Raw genomic sequence first — 18,051 nt, 5'->3', positions numbered from 1 at the left:
GATAACCCGGTGAACCGTTTTGTAATTGCTGACTCGACGGTCTGTATTGGCTGTCGAACCTGTGAGGCGGCGTGTTCGGAAACGCATCGCCTGCATGGGCTACAGTCCATGCCGCGCCTGCACGTCATGCGTAATGAAAAAGAGTCTGCCCCGCAGCTCTGCCATCACTGTGAAGATGCCCCCTGCGCGGGTGTCTGTCCCGTGAACGCCATCACCCGCGTGGATGGCGCAGTCCAGCTGAACGAAAGCCTGTGCGTAAGCTGCAAGCTGTGCGGCATTGCCTGCCCGTTCGGTGCGATTGAATTCTCCGGCAGCCGCCCGCTGCATATTCCGGCCAATGCCAACTCGCCTAAAGCCCCGCCCGCGCCTCCGGCGCCTGCACGCGTCAGCACGCTGCTGGACTGGGTGCCCGGCATCCGCGCCGTGGCGGTGAAGTGCGACCTGTGCAGCTTCGATGAACAGGGCCCGGCCTGCGTGCGCACCTGTCCAACCAAAGCGCTGATTCTGGTGAACATTCGCGACATCGCCCGCACCAGCAAGCGCAAGCGCGAGCTGACCATTAATACCGACGTCGGCGATCTTTCGCTTCTGCAGGCGCTCAACGAGGGGGTGAAATGAACGCGATTACGATGATTACCAGCGCCGTGGCGTACTTTGCCGCTGCCGCCGTGCTGGCGTGGCTTCTGTCATTCCATAAAACCCTGAGCGGCTGGATCGCCGGGATCGGCGGGGCGGTCGGCAGCCTGATGACGCTGGCGGCGGGTGGGGTTGTCCTGCTCGGCGGGCAGTCCGCAGAGGCCGTGATGCCGCTGATTCGCCACACCGTTGCGATTACGCCGCTGAACGCCATCTGGCTGGTGACCTTTGGCCTGTGCGGGCTGTTTATCAGCCTGTTCAATATCGACTGGCACCGCCATCCGCACGCCAAAGCCAACGGCCTGCTGGTGAACCTGCTGATGGCGACGGCGGTCTGCACCGTGATCGCCAGCAACCTCGGCGCGCTGGTGGTGATGGCGGAGATCATGGCGCTGTGCGGCGTGTTCCTGACCGGCTGCAGCGCCTCCGGGAAAGTGTGGTTTGCGCTGGGACGCCTCGGGACGCTGCTGCTGGCGCTGGCCTGCTGGCGGGTGTGGCAGCGTTTCGGCACGCTGGAGTTCGCTGCGCTTAACGGGCATCCGCTGGGCAATGACGTCTGGCTGCTGGGCGTGATCGGCTTTGGCCTGCTGGCCGGGATTATCCCGCTGCACGGCTGGGTGCCGCAGGCGCATGCGAATGCCTCCGCGCCCGCTGCCGCGCTGTTTTCTGTGGTGGTGATGAAGGTCGGTCTGTTCGGGATTCTGGCGATGACGCTGACCGGCGGCCAGCCGCCGCTGTGGTGGGGCGTGGTGCTGCTGATTGCGGGCATGATCACCGCCTTCATCGGCGGCCTCTACGCGCTGATGGAGCACAATATCCAGCGTCTTCTGGCGTACCACACGCTGGAGAATATCGGCATCATCCTGCTCGGCATGGGCGCGGGCGTGACCGGGCTGGCGCTGAATCAACCGGCGCTGATTGCCGCCGGCTTTATCGGCGGTCTGTATCACCTGATCAACCACAGCCTGTTTAAAAGCACCCTGTTCCTCGGGGCGGGCAGCGTCTGGTTCCGCACCGGCCATCGGGATATCGAAAAGCTCGGTGGGATTGGCAAAAAAATGCCGGTGATTTCGCTGGCGATGCTGGTCGGGCTGATGGCGATGGCCGCGCTGCCGCCGCTGAACGGCTTTGCCGGGGAGTGGGTGATCTATCAGTCCTTCTTCGCCCTCGGTCAGAGCGAGGCGTTTATCGCCCGCCTGCTGGGGCCGCTGCTGGCGGTCGGGCTGGCGATTACCGGGGCGCTGGCCGTGATGTGCATGGCGAAAGTCTATGGCGTGACCTTCCTCGGCGCGCCGCGCACCCGCGAAGCGGAAAACGCCTGCTGCGCACCGTTGTTGATGGGGGTGAGCGTGGTCGCGCTGGCGCTGTGCTGCATTGCGGGCGGGGTTGCCGCGCCGTGGCTGCTGCCGCTGCTGGGCCACGCCATTCCGCTGCCGCTTGAGACGGCGCACACCGTCGTTTCCCAGCCGATGATTGCACTGCTGCTGATTGCCGCGCCGCTGCTGCCGTTCGTGCTGATGCTGTTCTTCAAACGCGACCGGCTCACCTCCCGCTCGCGCGGTGCCGCGTGGGCCTGCGGTTATGAACACGAACAGTCGATGGTCATCACCGCCCACGGTTTTGCTATGCCGGTGAAAGAGAACTTCGCCGCCGTGCTGAAGCTGCGCCACTGGCTGAACCCGGTGGGCTGGGTACCCGGCTGGCAGAACGCTGCCGCGCCCGCGCTGTTCCGCCGTCTGGCGTTGATCGAGCTGGCGGTGCTGGTAGTGATTGTGATTTCACGAGGAGCCTGACATGAGTCTGTTACTGGCAATTCTTCAGGCGCTGGTGCTGTTCGCCGCCGCGCCGCTGCTGTCGGGCATCACGCGCGTGGCGCGTGCCCGGATGCACAACCGTCGTGGGCCTGGCGTACTGCAGGAGTACCGCGATCTCTTCAAGCTGCTTTCTCGCCAGAGCGTGGCCCCGGATGCCGCAGGCTGGGTCTTCCGCCTGACGCCGTTTGTGATGGTGGGCGTGATGCTCACCGTCGCCACCGCGCTGCCGGTGGTGACGGTGGCTTCGCCGCTGCCCGTGCTTGGCGATCTGATTACGCTTATCTACCTCTTCGCCATCGCCCGCTTCTTCTTTGCGATTGCGGGCCTGGACACCGGTAGCCCGTTTACCGGCATCGGTGCCAGCCGCGAGGCGATGCTCGGCGTGCTGGTTGAGCCGATCCTGCTGCTGGGGCTGTGGGTCGCCGCGCAGGTTGCGGGTTCCACGCACATCAGCTTTATCACCGACACCGTTTATCACTGGCCAGTTGCCCGCTCCCTTCCGCTGGTGCTGGCGCTGTGCGCCTGCGCGTTCGCCACGTTTATCGAGATGGGCAAGCTGCCGTTCGATCTGGCCGAAGCCGAGCAGGAGCTGCAGGAAGGGCCGCTCACCGAATACAGCGGCTACGGCTTTGCGGTGCTGAAGTGGGGCATCAGCCTCAAACAGCTGGTGGTGCTGCAGATGTTTGTTGGCGTCTTCTTCCCGTGGGGGCAGATGACGCACTTCTCCGCGGGTGGACTGCTGCTGGCCGTCGTGGTTGCCGCCCTCAAGCTGCTGGTCGGCGTGCTGGTGATTGCCCTGTTCGAAAACAGTATGGCGCGCCTGCGTTTTGTGGAAACGTCCCGCATCACCTGGGCCGGGTTTGGTTTTGCATTTTTAGCGTTCGTCTCCTTGCTGGTGGCGTGATTAAAGAGAGTATTTATGTCTGAAGAAAAGAAAGGTCAGCAGTATCTCGCCGCGTTGCATCAGGCTTTCCCGGGCGTGGTGCTGGAGGAGTCCTGGCAAACCAAAGACCAGATCACCGTCACCATTAAGGTGAACTATCTGCCGGAAGTGGTGGAGTTTCTCTACTACCAGCAGGGCGGCTGGCTGTCGGTGCTGTTCGGTAACGACGAGCGCCAGCTGTGCGGCAGTTACGCGGTGTACTACGTGATGTCGATGGAGCAGGGCGAGAAGTGCTGGATCACCGTGCGCGTCGAGGTCGACCCGAATAAACCGGAATACCCGTCCGTCACGCCGCGCGTGCCCGCCGCCGTCTGGGGCGAGCGTGAAGTGCGCGATATGTATGGCCTGGTGCCGGTTGGCCTGCCGGACGAGCGCCGTCTGGTGCTGCCGGACGACTGGCCTGACGAACTCTATCCGCTGCGTAAGGACAGCATGGACTACCGCCAGCGCCCGGCGCCGACCACCGACAGCGAAACCTACGAGTTCATCAACGAGCTGGGCAGCAAGAAGAATAACGTGGTGCCGATCGGCCCGCTGCACGTCACCTCTGACGAGCCGGGCCACTTCCGCCTGTTCGTTGACGGCGAAAACATTATCGACGCCGACTACCGCCTGTTCTACGTCCACCGCGGCATGGAAAAACTGGCGGAGACCCGCATGGGCTACAACGAAGTGACGTTTCTTTCTGACCGCGTGTGCGGCATCTGCGGCTTCGCCCACAGCACCGCCTACACCACCTCGGTAGAGAACGGCATGGGGATCGTGGTGCCGGAACGCGCGCAGATGATCCGCGCCATCCTGCTGGAGGTGGAGCGCCTGCACTCGCACCTGCTGAACCTCGGCCTGGCCTGCCACTTCGTCGGCTTTGACTCCGGGTTTATGCAGTTCTTCCGCGTGCGCGAAGCGTCGATGAAGATGGCGGAGATCCTCACCGGGGCGCGCAAAACCTACGGCCTGAACCTGATCGGCGGGATCCGCCGCGACCTGCTGAAAAACGACATGATCCAGACCCGCCAGCTGGCGCAGCAGATGCGCCGCGACGTGCAGGAGCTGGTGGATATGCTGCTCAGCACGCCCAACATCGAGCAGCGCACCGTGGGCATCGGCCGTCTTGACCCGGAAATCGCCCGCGACTTCAGCAACGTCGGCCCGATGGTGCGCGCCAGCGGCCACGCCCGCGACACCCGCGCCGATCACCCGTTCGTCGGCTACGGCCTGCTGCCGATGACCGTGCACAGCGAGCAGGGCTGCGACGTCATTTCCCGCCTGAAGGTGCGCATCAACGAGGTGTTCACCGCGCTGAACATGATCGACTTTGGTCTGGACAACCTGCCGGGCGGCCCGCTGATGGTGGAGGGCTTCACCTACATTCCAAACCGCTTTGCCCTCGGCTTTGCCGAAGCGCCGCGCGGGGACGACATCCACTGGAGCATGACCGGCGACAACCAGAAGCTCTACCGCTGGCGCTGCCGTGCGGCGACCTACGCCAACTGGCCAACCCTGCGCTATATGCTGCGCGGCAACACGGTCTCCGACGCGCCGCTGATCATCGGCAGCCTCGACCCGTGCTACTCCTGCACCGACCGCATGACCGTTGTGGACGTGCGCAAGAAGAAAAGCCAGGTGGTGCCGTACAAAGAGCTTGAGCGCTACAGCATCGAGCGTAAGAACTCGCCGCTGAAATAAGGATTCGTCATGTTTACCTTTATCAAAAAAGTGATCAAAACCGGCACGCAGACCAGCCGCTATCCGCTGGAGCCGATGCCGGTCGACAAAAACTTTCGCGGCAAGCCGGAGCACAACCCGCAGCAGTGCATCGGCTGCGCGGCCTGCGTCAACGCCTGCCCGTCGAACGCCTTAACGGTGGAAACGGATCTCAAAACCGGCGAGCTGGCCTGGCAGTTTAACCTTGGACGCTGCATCTTCTGCGGCCGCTGCGAGGAAGTCTGCCCGACGGTCGCCATTCGCCTGTCGCAGGAGTACGAGCTGGCGGTGTGGAAGAAAGAGGATTTCCTGCAGCAGTCGCGCTTTGACCTGTGCCACTGCCGGGTCTGCCAGCGCCCGTTCGCCGTGCAAAAAGAGATCGATTACGCCATCGCGCTGCTGCAGCACAACGGCGACGCGCGCGCGGAACACCACCGCGAAAGCTTCGAAACCTGTCCGGCGTGCAAGCGACAGAAGTGCCTGCTGCCGTCCGACCGCATTGATATCACCCGCCACATGAGAGAGGCCAGCTGATGGAAAACCTACTGGGCCCGCGCGACGCAAACGGCATTCCGGTGCCGATGACGGTGGATGAATCCATCGCCAGCATGAAGGCGTCGCTGCTGAAAAAAATCAAACGCTCGGCCTACGTCTACCGCGTGGACTGCGGCGGCTGCAACGGCTGCGAGATTGAGATCTTCGCTACGCTGTCGCCGCTGTTTGACGCGGAGCGCTTCGGCATCAAGGTGGTGCCGTCCCCGCGTCATGCGGACATCCTGCTGTTCACCGGGGCCGTCACCCGCGCCATGCGCTCGCCCGCGCTGCGCGCCTGGCAGTCCGCGCCGGACCCGAAAATCTGCATCTCGTACGGCGCCTGCGGCAACAGCGGCGGCATCTTCCATGACCTCTACTGCGTCTGGGGCGGCACCGACAAAATCGTGCCGGTGGACGTCTACATCCCGGGCTGCCCGCCGACGCCCGCCTCCACGCTGTACGGCTTCGCGATGGCGCTCGGCCTGCTGGAGCAGAAAATCCACGCCCGCGAGCCGGGCGAACTCGACAACCAGCCGGCCGCCATTCTGCACCCGGACATGGTGCAGCCGCTGCGGGTGAAGGTTGACCGCACGGCGCGCAGGCTGGCGGGGTACCGCTACGGGCGCCAGATTGCCGATGACTATCTGCGCCTGCTGAGCCAGGGTGACCACCAGGTCGCACGCTGGCTGGAGGCGGAAAACGATCCGCGCCTCAATGAGATTGTGGCGAACCTGAACAGCATCGTCGATGAGGCGCGTATCCGATGAGTGAAACGGTGGTGTTCAGCCAGCTGAGCCGTAAGTTTATTGATGAGAACGATGCCACGCCGGATGCGGCGCAGCAGGTGGTCTATTACAGCCTGGCGATTGGGCATCACCTCGGGGTGATTGACTGCCTGGAGGCCGCGCTGAGCTGCCCCTGGCCGGAATACCTGGCGTGGATTGCCACGCTGGAGGAGGGCAGTACGGCGCGGCGCAAAATGGAAGGCGTGCCGAAGTACGGTGAGATCGTGATCGATGCGAACCACATTGCCATGCTCGCAAACGCCTTTGACGCGGCGCTGGGCAGACAAACCCCGGAGCAGCAGGCGTGGAGCAAAACGCTGCTCGGCATGCTGCATGATATTCATCAGGAGAGCGCCATCTACCTGATGGTGAGGAGATTACGTGACTGACGTTTTACTGTGTGTCGGCAACAGCATGATGGGCGATGACGGCGCGGGTCCGCTGCTCGCAGAGATGTGTGCCGCCAACCCGCAGGGCGACTGGGTGGTGATTGACGGCGGCAGCGCGCCGGAAAACGACGTGGTGGCCATCCGCGAGCTGCGCCCGGACAGGCTGTTAATCGTCGATGCCACCGATATGGGGCTCAACCCCGGCGAGATCCGCCTGATTGACCCGGACGATATCGCCGAGATGTTTATGATGACCACCCACAATATGCCGCTGAACTACCTCGTGGATCAGATCAAAGGTGACGTGGGCGAGGTGCTGTTTTTGGGCATTCAGCCGGATATTGTCGGGTTTTATTACCCGATGACGCCGCCGGTGAAAGAGGCGGTGGAGATGGTGTATTCACGGCTAGCGGGATGGGTTGGGAACGGAGGGTTTTCTCAGCTCTGAGCAGCGCCCGGTGGCGCTACGCTTACCGTGCCTACGGTTTTGTAGGCCGGGTAAGGCGAAGCCGCCACCCGGCAAAACAGGCTACGCCAGATCCGCCCCGTTACTCGCAATCACCTTCTTATACCATCCGAACGATTTCTTGCGTTTCCGCTCCAGCGTGCCGTTCCCGGCGTCGTCGCGGTCGACGTACACAAACCCGTAGCGTTTGCTCATCTCCCCCGTCGAGGCCGAGACCAGGTCAATGCAGCCCCAGGTGGTGTAGCCCATCAGCGGTACGCCGTCCTCAATCGCGTCGCCCATCGCGCGGATGTGCTCGCGCAGGTAGCTGATGCGGTAGTCGTCGTTGATCTCGCCGTTTTCATCGATGACGTCCTTCGCGCCGAGGCCGTTTTCCACCAGGAACAGCGGCTTCTGGTAGCGGTCGTACATCATGTTCATGGTGATGCGCAGGCCGAGCGGGTCGATGCCCCAGCCCCATTCGCTTACCTGGATGTGCGGGTTGCGCAGGGACTTCACGATGTTCGCCGCGCTGGTGTTGCCCGCGTTCATGTCCGCCGAGGCGCAGCGCGAGGCGTAGTAGCTAAACGAGACAAAATCGACGGTATTTTTCAGCAGTTCGTCATCGCCCGGGTCTTTCACAATCACCACGCCTTTCTCGCGGAACACGCGGGCAGAATAGGCCGGATAGCGGCCGCGCGCCTGCACGTCGATAAAGAACAGGTTCTCGCGGTCTTTTTCCAGCGCCATCCACACGTCTTCCGGCTTGCAGGAGTAGGGGTAGAAGTTACCGCCCGCCAGCATGCAGCCGACCTGGTTTTCCGGGTTTACCTCGTGGGCAATTTTGGTCGCCAGCGCGCTCGCCACCAGCTCGTGGTGCGCGGCCTGGTATTTCACCTGGTCTTCGTTTTCGCCTTCCTCAAACACCAGTCCCGCCCCGGAGAACGGGCTGTGCAGCATGATGTTGATTTCGTTGAAGGTCAGCCAGTATTTCACCAGCCCGTTAAATTCTTCAAAGCAGGTGCGGGCGTAGCGGGCGAAGAAATCGACCATCTTGCGGTTGCGCCAGGAGCCGTACTCCGTCACCAGGTGCATCGGCACGTCAAAGTGGCAGAGGGTCACCAGCGGCTCGATGTTGTACTTTTTACACTCCTCGAACACCGCGCGGTAGAAGGCAATGCCCTCTTTATTTGGCAGCGGCTCGTCGCCGTTCGGATAGAGGCGGCTCCAGGCGATCGAGGTGCGGAACACCGTAAAGCCCATCTCCGCCATCAGGGCGATGTCCTCTTTATAGCGATGGTAAAAATCAATCGCCTCGTGGCTCGGGTAGAATTCGTCGTCACGCAGCGAAAAACGCTTTTCCTTACCGAGCTTCACTGCCAGGCGATTCGCGCCGTGGGGGATCATATCGACCGTCGTCAGCCCTTTGCCGCCTTCACGGTAAGCCCCTTCGCTCTGGTTGGCGGCAAGCGCGCCGCCCCATAAAAATCCTTGTGGAAAAACAGACATTCTTACCTCGCTTTCAATTTATGCTTTTGCTGCGTTGTTCTGTACCGGTGCGGTCTGCAGGGCGCGCGCTTTTTCAGCCTCGTCTTCGACCGGAATATCCTCAAAGCCCAGTATCAAAGTCAGAATAAACGACAGCACCACTGCCAGACCCATCACGCCAAACACCCAGACGATGGTCATTGGGTTGGCCGGGTCGAAGAACTGCACGCTGGTGAACAGCCCCGGTGCCGCCATCGAATGGCTGGCAAGACCGGCTATGCCCGCCACCGCGCCGCAGATAAAGCCGCTGATCAGGCTGGCAATCAGCGGGCGTTTCAGACGGATCGCGACGCCGTACAGGGCCGGTTCAGAGATCCCCGCCATGATGGCGGAGGCCGCCGCCGCCAGCGCCGTCTGGCGCAGCTCCGGGTTTTTCGTTTTCCACGCCACCGCCAGCGACGAACCGCCGAGCGACAGGTTGGCGCCAATTTCCGACGGCATCACCATCCCTTCCTTGCCCGTTTCGGCAATGGTCTGAATGATGGTCGGCGTAAAGACGCGGTGCATCCCGGTCATCACCAGCAGCGGCCACAATGCGCCCATGATCGCCACGGAGAGCCAGCCCAGGTAGCCGTGAATGGTGTAGACCAGCGCGGAGATGGCGCTACCGATCCAGATCCCCAGCGGGCCAATCAGCACGATGGCGAGCGGGGCGGCAATCAGCACGATCAGCATCGGCTTGAGGAAGTTTTTCGTCACCGCCGGGGTGATGCGATCCACCCAGCGTTCGATGTACGACAGGCACCAGGTCATCACCAGCGCGGGGATGACGGTGTAGGTGTATTTCACCGCCGTCACCGGGATAAAGGCGAACTCAACGTGCTCGCCCTGCGCGGCTTTCGCCATCAGCTCGATAAAGCTCGGGTGCACCAGCACGCCCGCAATGGCTATCGCCAGCGACATGTTGGTTTTGAATTTCACCGCCGCCGAGGCCGCCACCATCAGCGGCAGGAAGAAGAACGCGCCGTCGCCGATGACGGTCAAAATGGTGAGCGTCGGTGCGCCTTTGGGCAGCACGCCGGTCATCTCGAGGATCATCGCCAGCAGCTTGACCATCGAGCCGCCGATGATCGCCGGGATCAGCGGGGACATGGTGCCGATCAGCGCGTCGAGGATCCCGGCGCCAATGCGGCGTAACGTCAGCTTTTGCGGGCCTTCCGGCACCGCGGGCTGCAGGTCAGCGGGCAGCAGGCTTACCACCTCGCGGTACGCCTGAGAGACGGTATTGCCAATAATCACCTGGCACTGGTTGTCGTTACGCACCACGCCGAGCACGCCGCTGATGCTTTTCAGGCGCGCGGCGTCGGTGAGGGTTTCGTCTTTCAGAACGAAACGCAGTCGCGTCATGCAGTGGGTGACGGCGACGATGTTCTCTTTGCCGCCCAGCGCGCTGATAACGTCGTTCGCCAGCGCAGCGTAATTTTTGGCCATCGGATGTGATCCTGTTATCGTTGTGTGAAATGTAGGAAACCGGTTCCACATAATCATCATGAGTTTTTATGAATGAAACAAGATAGCTTTTTGACCATTTTTTCGTTTCGTGATGAATGTCGCAATGAGGTGCCAAAAGCGTGATGTCGCCGCTGCGACAATTTTTCTGCAGTGCAGTACACTGCCCGCATGAGTTTCGGATGGAAAAAAAACATGACCACGATGCTGGAAGTGGCGAAGCGGGCAGGCGTTTCGAAAGCGACGGTGTCCCGGGTGCTGTCGGGTAATGGCTACGTCAGCCAGGAGACCAAAGACCGGGTGTTTCAGGCCATTGAAGAGAGCGGCTATCGCCCAAATTTGCTGGCGCGCAACCTGGCGACCAAACGCACCCAGACGCTGGGCCTGGTGGTGACGAACACCCTTTATCACGGCGTCTACTTTAGCGAACTTCTGTTTCACGCCGCGCGCATGACCGAAGAGAAAGGGCGACAGCTGATCCTCGCGGACGGCAAGCACAGCGCCGATGAGGAGCGCGAGGCGATCCAGTATCTGCTGGATATGCGCTGCGACGCGGTGATCATCTATCCGCGTTTTCTGAGCGTGGATGAGATGGATGCGATCGTCGAGAAGTGCGAGCAGCCCATTATGGTGCTCAACCGCCGCCTGCGGAAAAACAGCAGCCACAGCGTCTGGTCCGATCATAAAGCCTCCAGCCAGGACGCGGTGTCACAGCTGATTGCGAAAGGGCATCGGGAGATCGCCTTTATCACCGGCTCGATGGATTCCCCCACCGGGGTCGAGCGTCTCTCCGGCTACAAGGACGCGCTGGCGCAGCACGGTATTCCGCTGCGCGAGGGGCTGATCGCGCAGGGGAAGTGGAACCCCGCCAGCGGCGCGGCGGCGGTGTCCGACCTGCTTGCGCGCGGTGAGCGCTTTACGGCGCTGGTGGCGAGCAATGACGATATGGCCATCGGTGCCCTGAAGCAGCTGCACGACAGCGGCGTGGCCACGCCGGACGCGGTGTCGGTGATCGGTTTCGACGATGTGGCCATCGCGCCCTACATCGTGCCGTCGCTCTCCAGCGTACGCATCCCGGTAACGGAGATGATTCAGGAGACCATCAGCCGCCTGATCTTCATGCTCGACGGCGGCGAGTTTAAATATCAGCAAACCTTCTCCGGCGAGCTTGTCCTGCGCGACTCGGTTATTGACGGCCCACACCGCTGATGTCGACAGCTGTCATCGTCATAAGTGACGATGACAGCGCCGCTGCGATTTTTAAAGTTCTATAAAATCAATGTGTTAATTATTGGCACGGTTTATGAATATCTCCGCGCATAACTGTAATGCTGGAGAAGCAGATGAACCGTTTTATTATGGCCGATGCCAGTAAGTGTATTGGTTGCCGTACCTGTGAAGTGGCGTGCGTGGTTTCCCATCAGGCGGAGCAGGACTGTGCGTCGCTCACCCCTGACACCTTCCTGCCGCGCATCCACGTCATCAAAGGCGTGAATATCTCCACCGCCGCCATCTGTCGCCAGTGCGAAGACGCTCCGTGCGCGAACGTCTGCCCGAACGGGGCGATTAAACGCGAGAAAGGCTTTGTGCACGTGATGCAGGAGCGCTGCATTGGCTGCAAAACCTGCGTGGTTGCCTGCCCGTATGGCGCGATGGAGGTGGTGGTCCGTCCGGTGGTGCGCAACAGCGGCATGGGGCTGAGCGTGCGGGCGGAGAAAGCCGAAGCCAACAAGTGCGACCTGTGCTACCACCGTGAGGCCGGCCCGGCCTGTATGGAAGCCTGCCCGACGCACGCGCTGGTCTGCGTGGATCGCGACAAGCTTGAGCAGATGAGCGCCGAAAAGCGCCGTCGCGCGGCGTTCGACACCTCGTCATCACTGCTGTTCTGAACCGTATGAGCAGCAACGGCGTTCAGCTGCGGGTGCGCGGCAAGGTGCAGGGCGTGGGGTTTCGTCCCTTCGTCTGGCAGCTGGCGCAGGCGCTTCAGCTGACCGGTGACGTCTGCAATGACGGAGAGGGCGTGCTGGTGCGCCTCGCGGGTAATGGGGGGGCCTTTACCGCGAGGCTGCATCAGGACTGCCCGCCGCTGGCACGCATTGATCGCGTGGAAACGCAGCCGTTTACCTGGGCGCACGTGCCGGAGGACTTTACCATCCGCCACAGCGCAGGCGGGACGATGGACACCCAGATTGTCCCCGATGCCGCGACCTGCCCGGCGTGTCTGGCTGAGATGTGCGACCCACGCGAACGCCGCTATCGCTATCCGTTTATCAACTGCACCCACTGCGGGCCGCGGTTTACCATTATCCGCGCGATGCCCTATGACCGTCCGGCCACGGCAATGGCGCCGTTCCCGCTCTGCGGGCCGTGTGAAGCAGAGTACCGTAATCCTGCCGACCGCCGTTTTCACGCCCAGCCGGTCGCCTGCCCGGACTGCGGACCCGCGCTGGCGTGGCGTGCGGGCGACATGACCGCTGAACGCGAGGCTGCGCTGCGCGCGGCGGTAGCGATGCTGAAAAGCGGCGGTATTGTCGCGGTTAAAGGTCTGGGCGGCTTTCACCTTGTCTGCGATGCGCGTAACCCGCAGGCGGTCGCGACGCTTCGGGCACGCAAGCAGCGCCCGTCGAAGCCGCTGGCGGTAATGATCCCACATGCGGATGACCTGCCGGAGACGGTTCAGGCGCTGCTACGCTCACCCGCCGCACCCATTGTGCTCACGCCAAAAGCCTGGCTGCCCGCGCTCCCGGAAGGTATCGCGCCCGGTCTGGATACCGTGGGCATCATGCTTCCTGCGAACCCGCTGCAGCATCTTCTGATGATGGACAGTCAGCGCCCGCTGGTGATGACCTCCGGCAACCTCAGCGGCAGACCGCCTGCCGTCACCAACCGCCAGGCGCTGGATGAGCTCAGCGGCATCGCGGACGGCTTCCTGCTGCATAACCGCGATATCCTGCAGCGGATGGACGATTCGGTGATGGATCGGGACGGTGCGATGCTGCGCCGCGCGCGCGGCTTTGTGCCCGATGCCATCACGTTGCCTGCCGGGTTCGACAATATCCCCGCCATGCTGTGCACCGGGGCGGAGATGAAAAACACCTTCTGCCTGGTGCGTGGGAACCAGGCGGTGCTGAGCCAGCATTTTGGCGATCTCGGTGACGAGGGTGTGGAAGCGCAGTGGCGTTCCGCGCTGTCGGTGATGCAGGACATTTACGCCTTTCAGCCGACGCGCGTGGTGTGCGATGCCCATCCTGGATACCGCGCTCGCCAGTGGGCGCAGGCGCAGGCGTTGCCCCTTGAAGAGGTACACCACCATCACGCTCACGCGGCGGCGTGCATGGCCGAAAACGGCTGGCCGCGCGAGGGCGGAGACGTTATCGCCCTGACGTTGGACGGGATCGGCATGGGGGAAAACGGCGCGCTGTGGGGGGGAGAGTGCTTGCGGGTCAGCTATCTCGACTATGCGCATCTGGGTGGCCTGCCTGCCGTTGCGCTGCCGGGTGGCGATCTGGCGGCGCGGCAGCCGTGGCGCAATCTGCTCGCCCACTGCCTGGCGTTTGTGCCCGAATGGCAGCAACATCCGGAAACCCATGCGGTTCAGCGCCAGAACTGGCCGCTGCTGGCGACGGCGATCCAGCGTGGCCTCAACGCGCCGCGGGCCTCGTCCTGCGGTCGCCTGTTTGATGCAGTCGCCTGCGCGCTGGGTATCGAAACGCAATCCTGGGAAGGTGAGGCCGCCTGCCGGCTGGAAGCCCTGGCATCGCAGTGCGCGGGTGTCGACCATCCGGTGACGCTGGACGCGGATAATCTCGCGCTTTTCTGGCAGCAGTGGCTGAGCTGGCAGGCGGAGCCCTGCGCGCGCGCCTGGGCGTTTCACGACGCGCTGGCAAAAGGGCTGGCGCAGCTCGCCGCGTTTCACGCCCGGCGCCTGTCGCTGTCGACAATCTGCCTCAGCGGTGGGGTATTGCACAACCGTCTGCTGCGCGCGCGTCTGCGTCATTATCTTTCTGACTTTACGCTTCTTTTTCCTTCGCGCCTGCCCGCAGGTGATGGAGCGATCTCCTTCGGGCAGGCGGTGGTCGCCGCTGCCCGGTCATGTTTACAAAGGACTAAAAATGTTACGACTGTTACGCAATGAACCTCGCGCCGCGCTTCTGCTGCTGGCTCTGGTAATGGCAAACCTGCTGGCCTGGGGATGGGCATGGCACACCTTTAGCGGCAGCACGGCGCTGATGGCGGCAAGCCTGCTGGCGTGGTGCTACGGGCTGCGTCACGCGGTGGACGCTGACCACATTGCCGCCATTGATACCGTGACGCGTAAGATGATGCAGCAGGGCAAACGCCCGTCCGGCGTGGGGGCGTGGTTCTCGCTGGGCCACTCCACCATCGTGGTGCTGGCCTCCATTGCCATCGCCGCTACCGCCACGGCGTTTCAGAAGAACATGGCGTGGTTCCACGAAACCGGCAGCCTGATTGGCACCGCCGTTTCCGCGACCTTCCTGCTGGCGATGGCGCTGGTGAATATGGTGATCCTGCGCGGCGTCTGGCGCAGTTTTCAGGCGCTAAAACGCGGCAGGCCGGTGCAGGACGACATCACGCTACCGGCTCAGGGCGGGGTGATGAACTGGCTGTTCGGCAAGACCTTCCGCCTCGTCAATAAAAGCTGGCAGATGTACCTGGTCGGTTTCCTGTTCGGTCTCGGCTTTGATACGGCCACCGAGATCGGCGTGCTGGGGATCTCTGCCGCCAGCGCGTCCAGCGGAATGTCGGTGTGGTCAATCATGATCTTCCCGGCACTCTTCGCCAGCGGCATGGCGCTGGTGGATACCCTCGACAACCTGCTGATGGTGGGCGCCTACGGCTGGGCGTTTAACAAACCGCAGCGCAAGCTTTACTACAACATGACCATCACCGGCACCTCCGTGGTGGTGGCGCTGTTTATCGGCGGGCTGGAAGCGCTGGGTCTGCTGATGGATAAATTTGCCCTCAGCGGCGGCCTCTGGGATCTGATTGGCGCGGTAAACGACAATCTGGGCAACGCCGGGTTTGTCGTTGTGGGTCTGTTTGTCGCCTGCTGGCTGATCTCCATGGCGAATTACCGCTGGCGCGGCTACGACGCGCTGGTGGTACGTTCCTGAACGACCCAGTCCGGTGGCGCTCCGCTTGCACGGGTCTGCATGTAGGCCGGGTAAGCGGAGCGCCACCCGGCAACAGGAGGGTTAAGCAGGGAGCGATTTCAGCAGGGCGAAGGCCTCCTTCATCCTGTCCTCACTGACGACAAAGGCGCGCATCTGACCGTCGGTATCGGTGCCGCGCGCCACCATGCCCTGCGGCGAAAGGGCAATCTGCCAGTCCAGATCCTGACGCTGCGTTTCACCTGCGAGATGCAGCGGCAATTCCGGCGTTTTCACTTTGACCAGCATGGCGGGTAATTTCACCGGGGCGTTGCCGCCGAGCAGGTTTTTCGCCAGGCACATGGCGCTTAACTGAATCGGTTGCAGGAACGGCAGCACCTGGCCGTTAATTTCCGCGCAGTCGCCCAGGGCATACATGTCCGGCTGGGTGGTTTGCAGGTAGCTGTTAACCTTCACGCCGCGGTTGATTTCGGCGCCTGCGCGGTGCGCCAGCGCCGTTTCCGGGCGCAACCCCGTCGCCGCAATCACCACATCCACCTCCACGCTGCGGCTGCGGTCGAGCGTCACACGTATGCCGCTGCCGGTTTTGCTCAGGCTCTGCAGCTGCGATTTCAGCAGCAGATGCACGCCCATGTCGGTCAGACGATGCTGTAAGCGACTGCTTACTTCCGCGGGCATCAGCGCTGACAGAATGCTCGCCGCGTGGTCGATCAGGGTGACGGATTTTCCCGCCCGGCAGAAGTCCATCGCCAGCTCGGTGCCGATCAGCCCGCCGCCGACAATCATCACCCGCGTGGCGTCGCGAAGCTCCGTTTCGCTGGCCTGATACGCCTGCTGGCTGTTGAGCGTGACCATCAGCTCGCGGCCCTCAACCGGCGGCACAAACGCGGAGGCACCCGTGGTCAGCACCAGCTTGTCGTACTGCCAGGTTTTATCTTTCGCTTTCACCAGACGGGCGTTGGCGTCGATATCGGTGACCCAGGTGTACGGAAACAGACGCAGGTTAAACTGTTCTGCGAACGCCCCCGCCGTCTGGCGGGTGAGATCGTCTGCGCGCTGGTTCTGGCTAATGACGTGGCTTAAATCAGGCTTGTTGTACTCGTCCATGCTGTCGGCGGCGATCAGCGTCAGCGGCACGTTAGCGTCCTGCTTGCGGATATTTTTCACCAGCTGGCGGGCGGCAAAGCCCGAGCCGATAATGACGATACCGTGGCTCATTTTGCCTCCGTTGCCAGTTCATCAAAGACGTCTTTCCCGAGGGAACATTCCGGGCAGAGGAAGGTGTCCGGCACCTCACTCCACGGCGTGCCCGGGGCGACATCCTGCAGCGGCTCGCCCCGTTCCGGGTCGTAAATCCACTGGCACACGCTGCACTGCATGCAAGGACCGAGGTCGGCAGCGGCGGCTTCAGCTACGGCTTCCGGCGCAACCGCCGTGGCGGGGGCGGTTTCCGGCAGCGGTGCGAGCGCCCACTGACGGGCAATGTCGCGGCCGTACTGGCGGCAGATTTCCAGGGCGTCGATATCCGGCCGCCATTTAGCCTTCAGGCTCATCGACATCTCAAACCCTGCATCCTGTAAACGGGTGGAAAGGCGGTCGACCGCGCCGCCGCTCCAGCCGTGGGAGCCAAAGGCGCTGGCGCGCTTGTTGCGAAAGCGCAGGCCGGTCATCTCTTCGACCAGGCCGGCAATCTTCGGCATCATCACGTTGTTCATGGTGGACGTACCCACCAGCACCCCTTTTGAGCGGAAAACGTTGGTGAGGATCTCGTTTTTATCGCTGCGCGCCACGTTGAAGATTTTCACCGCCACGTTCGGGTCCACTTCGTTGATGCCTTGGGCAATGGCGTCCGCCATCATGCGGGTGTTGTTGGACATGGTGTCGTAGAAGATCGTGATGCGATCTTCCTGATAATCCGCCGCCCACTTCAGGTACAGCTCCACGATCTGGGTGGGGTTTTCACGCCACACCACGCCGTGGGAGGTGGCAATCATCTCCACCGGCAGGTTAAAGCCGAGGATCTCGGTGATTTTAGGCGTCACCAGGCGGCTGAACGGGGTGAGGATGTTGGCGTAGTAGCGCTGGCACTGTTCGAACAGCTCGGTCTGATCCACCTCGTCGTTGAACAGACGTTCATCGCAGTAGTGCTGGCCAAAGGCGTCGTTGCTGAACAGCACCGCGTCGCCGGTCATGTAGGTCATCATGCTGTCCGGCCAGTGCAGCATCGGCGTTTCCACGAAGATCAGCTGCTTGCCGTTGCCGATATCCAGCGCGTCGCCCGTTTTCACGGTGTGGAAGTTCCACTCCGGATGGTGGTGGTGGCCGTTGATCGAGTCGATGGCGTTGGTGGTGCAGTAGATCGGAGTGTCCGGAATATACGACATCAGCTCGGTCAGGGCCCCGGCGTGATCCTCCTCCGCGTGGTTGATGATGATGTAGTCGATGTCGTTCAGATCGATTTCGCCGCGCAGGTTCTGCACGAACTCGCGGCTGAACTTGTGATCGACGGTATCGATCAGCACATTTTTACCTTCACGAATGAGATAGCTGTTGTAGCTGCTGCCGCGCAGCGTTTTATATTCCGTCCCGTGGAAATCGCGCACTTCCCAGTCACGTTGACCCACCCAATGAATGTTATTTTTAACCAGAATAGACATAGCAAACCTCAGCGT

The 18,051-nt window shown here is 62.2% G+C and carries 16 protein-coding genes; 12 read left to right on the top strand and 4 right to left on the bottom strand.

Translation table 11 applies throughout. The features are described 5' to 3' along the window. The first annotated feature begins 9 nt into the window (after positions 1-9). The 8 genes from BFV67_RS17350 to hycI are packed head-to-tail and all read left to right on the top strand — an operon-like array spanning position 10 to position 7,253. Complete coding sequence (locus BFV67_RS17350; protein WP_023294427.1) at positions 10-618, top strand: 4Fe-4S dicluster domain-containing protein; 609 nt, start codon at positions 10-12, stop codon at positions 616-618. Continuing rightward, entirely contained in the window at positions 615-2,429 is a 1,815-nt protein-coding gene (hycC, locus tag BFV67_RS17345; protein ID WP_063436626.1) for a formate hydrogenlyase subunit 3, read from the top strand. Before BFV67_RS17350 ends, hycC begins: the two co-directional genes overlap by 4 nt. 1 nt (position 2,430) lies before the next feature. Beyond that, complete coding sequence (locus tag BFV67_RS17340) at positions 2,431-3,354, top strand: respiratory chain complex I subunit 1 family protein (protein WP_023294425.1); 924 nt, start codon at positions 2,431-2,433, stop codon at positions 3,352-3,354. Positions 3,355-3,369: 15 nt separating this feature from the next. Beyond that, entirely contained in the window at positions 3,370-5,079 is a 1,710-nt protein-coding gene (gene hycE, locus BFV67_RS17335; RefSeq protein WP_025912384.1) for a formate hydrogenlyase subunit HycE, read from the top strand. A 9-nt stretch (positions 5,080-5,088) separates the two neighbouring features. Beyond that, entirely contained in the window at positions 5,089-5,631 is a 543-nt protein-coding gene (locus BFV67_RS17330; RefSeq protein WP_008499573.1) for a formate hydrogenlyase complex iron-sulfur subunit, read from the top strand. Then, positions 5,631-6,398, top strand: a complete 768-nt coding sequence (locus BFV67_RS17325) for an NADH-quinone oxidoreductase subunit B family protein (protein WP_069598728.1) — start codon at positions 5,631-5,633, stop codon at positions 6,396-6,398. Before BFV67_RS17330 ends, BFV67_RS17325 begins: the two co-directional genes overlap by 1 nt. Beyond that, entirely contained in the window at positions 6,395-6,805 is a 411-nt protein-coding gene (locus BFV67_RS17320) for a formate hydrogenlyase maturation HycH family protein (protein WP_023294422.1), read from the top strand. Before BFV67_RS17325 ends, BFV67_RS17320 begins: the two co-directional genes overlap by 4 nt. Then, positions 6,798-7,253 (top strand): hydrogenase maturation peptidase HycI, encoded by a 456-nt coding sequence (hycI, locus tag BFV67_RS17315; protein ID WP_069598727.1) that lies wholly within the window; start codon positions 6,798-6,800, stop codon positions 7,251-7,253. Before BFV67_RS17320 ends, hycI begins: the two co-directional genes overlap by 8 nt. Positions 7,254-7,334: 81 nt before the next feature. Here hycI and BFV67_RS17310 read toward each other — a convergent pair whose 3' ends face one another. After that, a complete protein-coding gene (locus BFV67_RS17310) occupies positions 7,335-8,759 on the bottom strand; it encodes a 6-phospho-beta-glucosidase (protein WP_069598726.1) in 1,425 nt (474 codons plus the stop codon). 18 nt (positions 8,760-8,777) lie between these two features. Further along, entirely contained in the window at positions 8,778-10,229 is a 1,452-nt protein-coding gene (ascF, locus tag BFV67_RS17305; RefSeq protein ID WP_008499568.1) for a PTS cellobiose/arbutin/salicin transporter subunit IIBC, read from the bottom strand. A gap of 213 nt (positions 10,230-10,442) precedes the next feature. Here ascF and BFV67_RS17300 point away from each other — a divergent pair, with 213 nt between their 5' ends. The 4 genes from BFV67_RS17300 (at position 10,443) to BFV67_RS17285 (ending at position 15,382) form a co-directional block, all read left to right on the top strand. Next, positions 10,443-11,456: a LacI family DNA-binding transcriptional regulator gene (locus tag BFV67_RS17300; protein ID WP_023325960.1), complete on the top strand. Its 1,014-nt coding sequence runs from the start codon at positions 10,443-10,445 to the stop codon at positions 11,454-11,456. Positions 11,457-11,590: 134 nt separating this feature from the next. Then, on the top strand, positions 11,591-12,136 hold the full coding sequence (gene hydN / locus BFV67_RS17295; RefSeq protein WP_008499565.1) for an electron transport protein HydN: 546 nt from the start codon (positions 11,591-11,593) through the stop codon (positions 12,134-12,136). Between the two features lie 5 nt (positions 12,137-12,141). Continuing rightward, positions 12,142-14,382 (top strand): carbamoyltransferase HypF, encoded by a 2,241-nt coding sequence (gene hypF, locus BFV67_RS17290; RefSeq protein WP_069598725.1) that lies wholly within the window; start codon positions 12,142-12,144, stop codon positions 14,380-14,382. Further along, complete coding sequence (locus tag BFV67_RS17285) at positions 14,360-15,382, top strand: HoxN/HupN/NixA family nickel/cobalt transporter (protein WP_021241944.1); 1,023 nt, start codon at positions 14,360-14,362, stop codon at positions 15,380-15,382. Before hypF ends, BFV67_RS17285 begins: the two co-directional genes overlap by 23 nt. An 81-nt stretch (positions 15,383-15,463) precedes the next feature. On the opposite strand, the gene norW is transcribed toward BFV67_RS17285, so the two are convergent. Both norW and norV read right to left on the bottom strand, forming a co-directional pair. Next, entirely contained in the window at positions 15,464-16,597 is a 1,134-nt protein-coding gene (gene norW / locus BFV67_RS17280; RefSeq protein WP_069598724.1) for an NADH:flavorubredoxin reductase NorW, read from the bottom strand. Beyond that, entirely contained in the window at positions 16,594-18,036 is a 1,443-nt protein-coding gene (norV, locus tag BFV67_RS17275) for an anaerobic nitric oxide reductase flavorubredoxin (RefSeq protein ID WP_069598723.1), read from the bottom strand. Before norV ends, norW begins: the two co-directional genes overlap by 4 nt. Between the last annotated feature and the right edge of the window lie 15 nt (positions 18,037-18,051).

Origin of the sequence: Enterobacter roggenkampii (assembly GCF_001729805.1) — a bacterium.
GTDB classification, from domain to species: domain Bacteria; phylum Pseudomonadota; class Gammaproteobacteria; order Enterobacterales; family Enterobacteriaceae; genus Enterobacter; species Enterobacter roggenkampii.
Note: the sequence above shows the minus strand (reverse complement) of the source record. Positions and strands in the feature narration are given on the sequence as shown.

What these genes read in the sequence shown, in the direction of transcription:
- hycC (WP_063436626.1), top strand. Translation starts at nt 615, where the DNA reads ATGAACGCGATTACGATGATTACCAGCGCCGTGGCGTACTTTGCCGCT.
- BFV67_RS17340 (WP_023294425.1), top strand. Translation starts at nt 2,431, where the DNA reads ATGAGTCTGTTACTGGCAATTCTTCAGGCGCTGGTGCTGTTCGCCGCC.
- hycE (WP_025912384.1), top strand. Translation starts at nt 3,370, where the DNA reads ATGTCTGAAGAAAAGAAAGGTCAGCAGTATCTCGCCGCGTTGCATCAG.
- BFV67_RS17330 (WP_008499573.1), top strand. Translation starts at nt 5,089, where the DNA reads ATGTTTACCTTTATCAAAAAAGTGATCAAAACCGGCACGCAGACCAGC.
- BFV67_RS17325 (WP_069598728.1), top strand. Translation starts at nt 5,631, where the DNA reads ATGGAAAACCTACTGGGCCCGCGCGACGCAAACGGCATTCCGGTGCCG.
- BFV67_RS17320 (WP_023294422.1), top strand. Translation starts at nt 6,395, where the DNA reads ATGAGTGAAACGGTGGTGTTCAGCCAGCTGAGCCGTAAGTTTATTGAT.
- BFV67_RS17310 (WP_069598726.1), bottom strand. Translation starts at nt 8,759, where the DNA reads ATGTCTGTTTTTCCACAAGGATTTTTATGGGGCGGCGCGCTTGCCGCC.
- ascF (WP_008499568.1), bottom strand. Translation starts at nt 10,229, where the DNA reads ATGGCCAAAAATTACGCTGCGCTGGCGAACGACGTTATCAGCGCGCTG.
- BFV67_RS17300 (WP_023325960.1), top strand. Translation starts at nt 10,443, where the DNA reads ATGACCACGATGCTGGAAGTGGCGAAGCGGGCAGGCGTTTCGAAAGCG.
- hydN (WP_008499565.1), top strand. Translation starts at nt 11,591, where the DNA reads ATGAACCGTTTTATTATGGCCGATGCCAGTAAGTGTATTGGTTGCCGT.
- hypF (WP_069598725.1), top strand. Translation starts at nt 12,142, where the DNA reads ATGAGCAGCAACGGCGTTCAGCTGCGGGTGCGCGGCAAGGTGCAGGGC.
- BFV67_RS17285 (WP_021241944.1), top strand. Translation starts at nt 14,360, where the DNA reads ATGTTACGACTGTTACGCAATGAACCTCGCGCCGCGCTTCTGCTGCTG.
- norW (WP_069598724.1), bottom strand. Translation starts at nt 16,597, where the DNA reads ATGAGCCACGGTATCGTCATTATCGGCTCGGGCTTTGCCGCCCGCCAG.
- norV (WP_069598723.1), bottom strand. Translation starts at nt 18,036, where the DNA reads ATGTCTATTCTGGTTAAAAATAACATTCATTGGGTGGGTCAACGTGAC.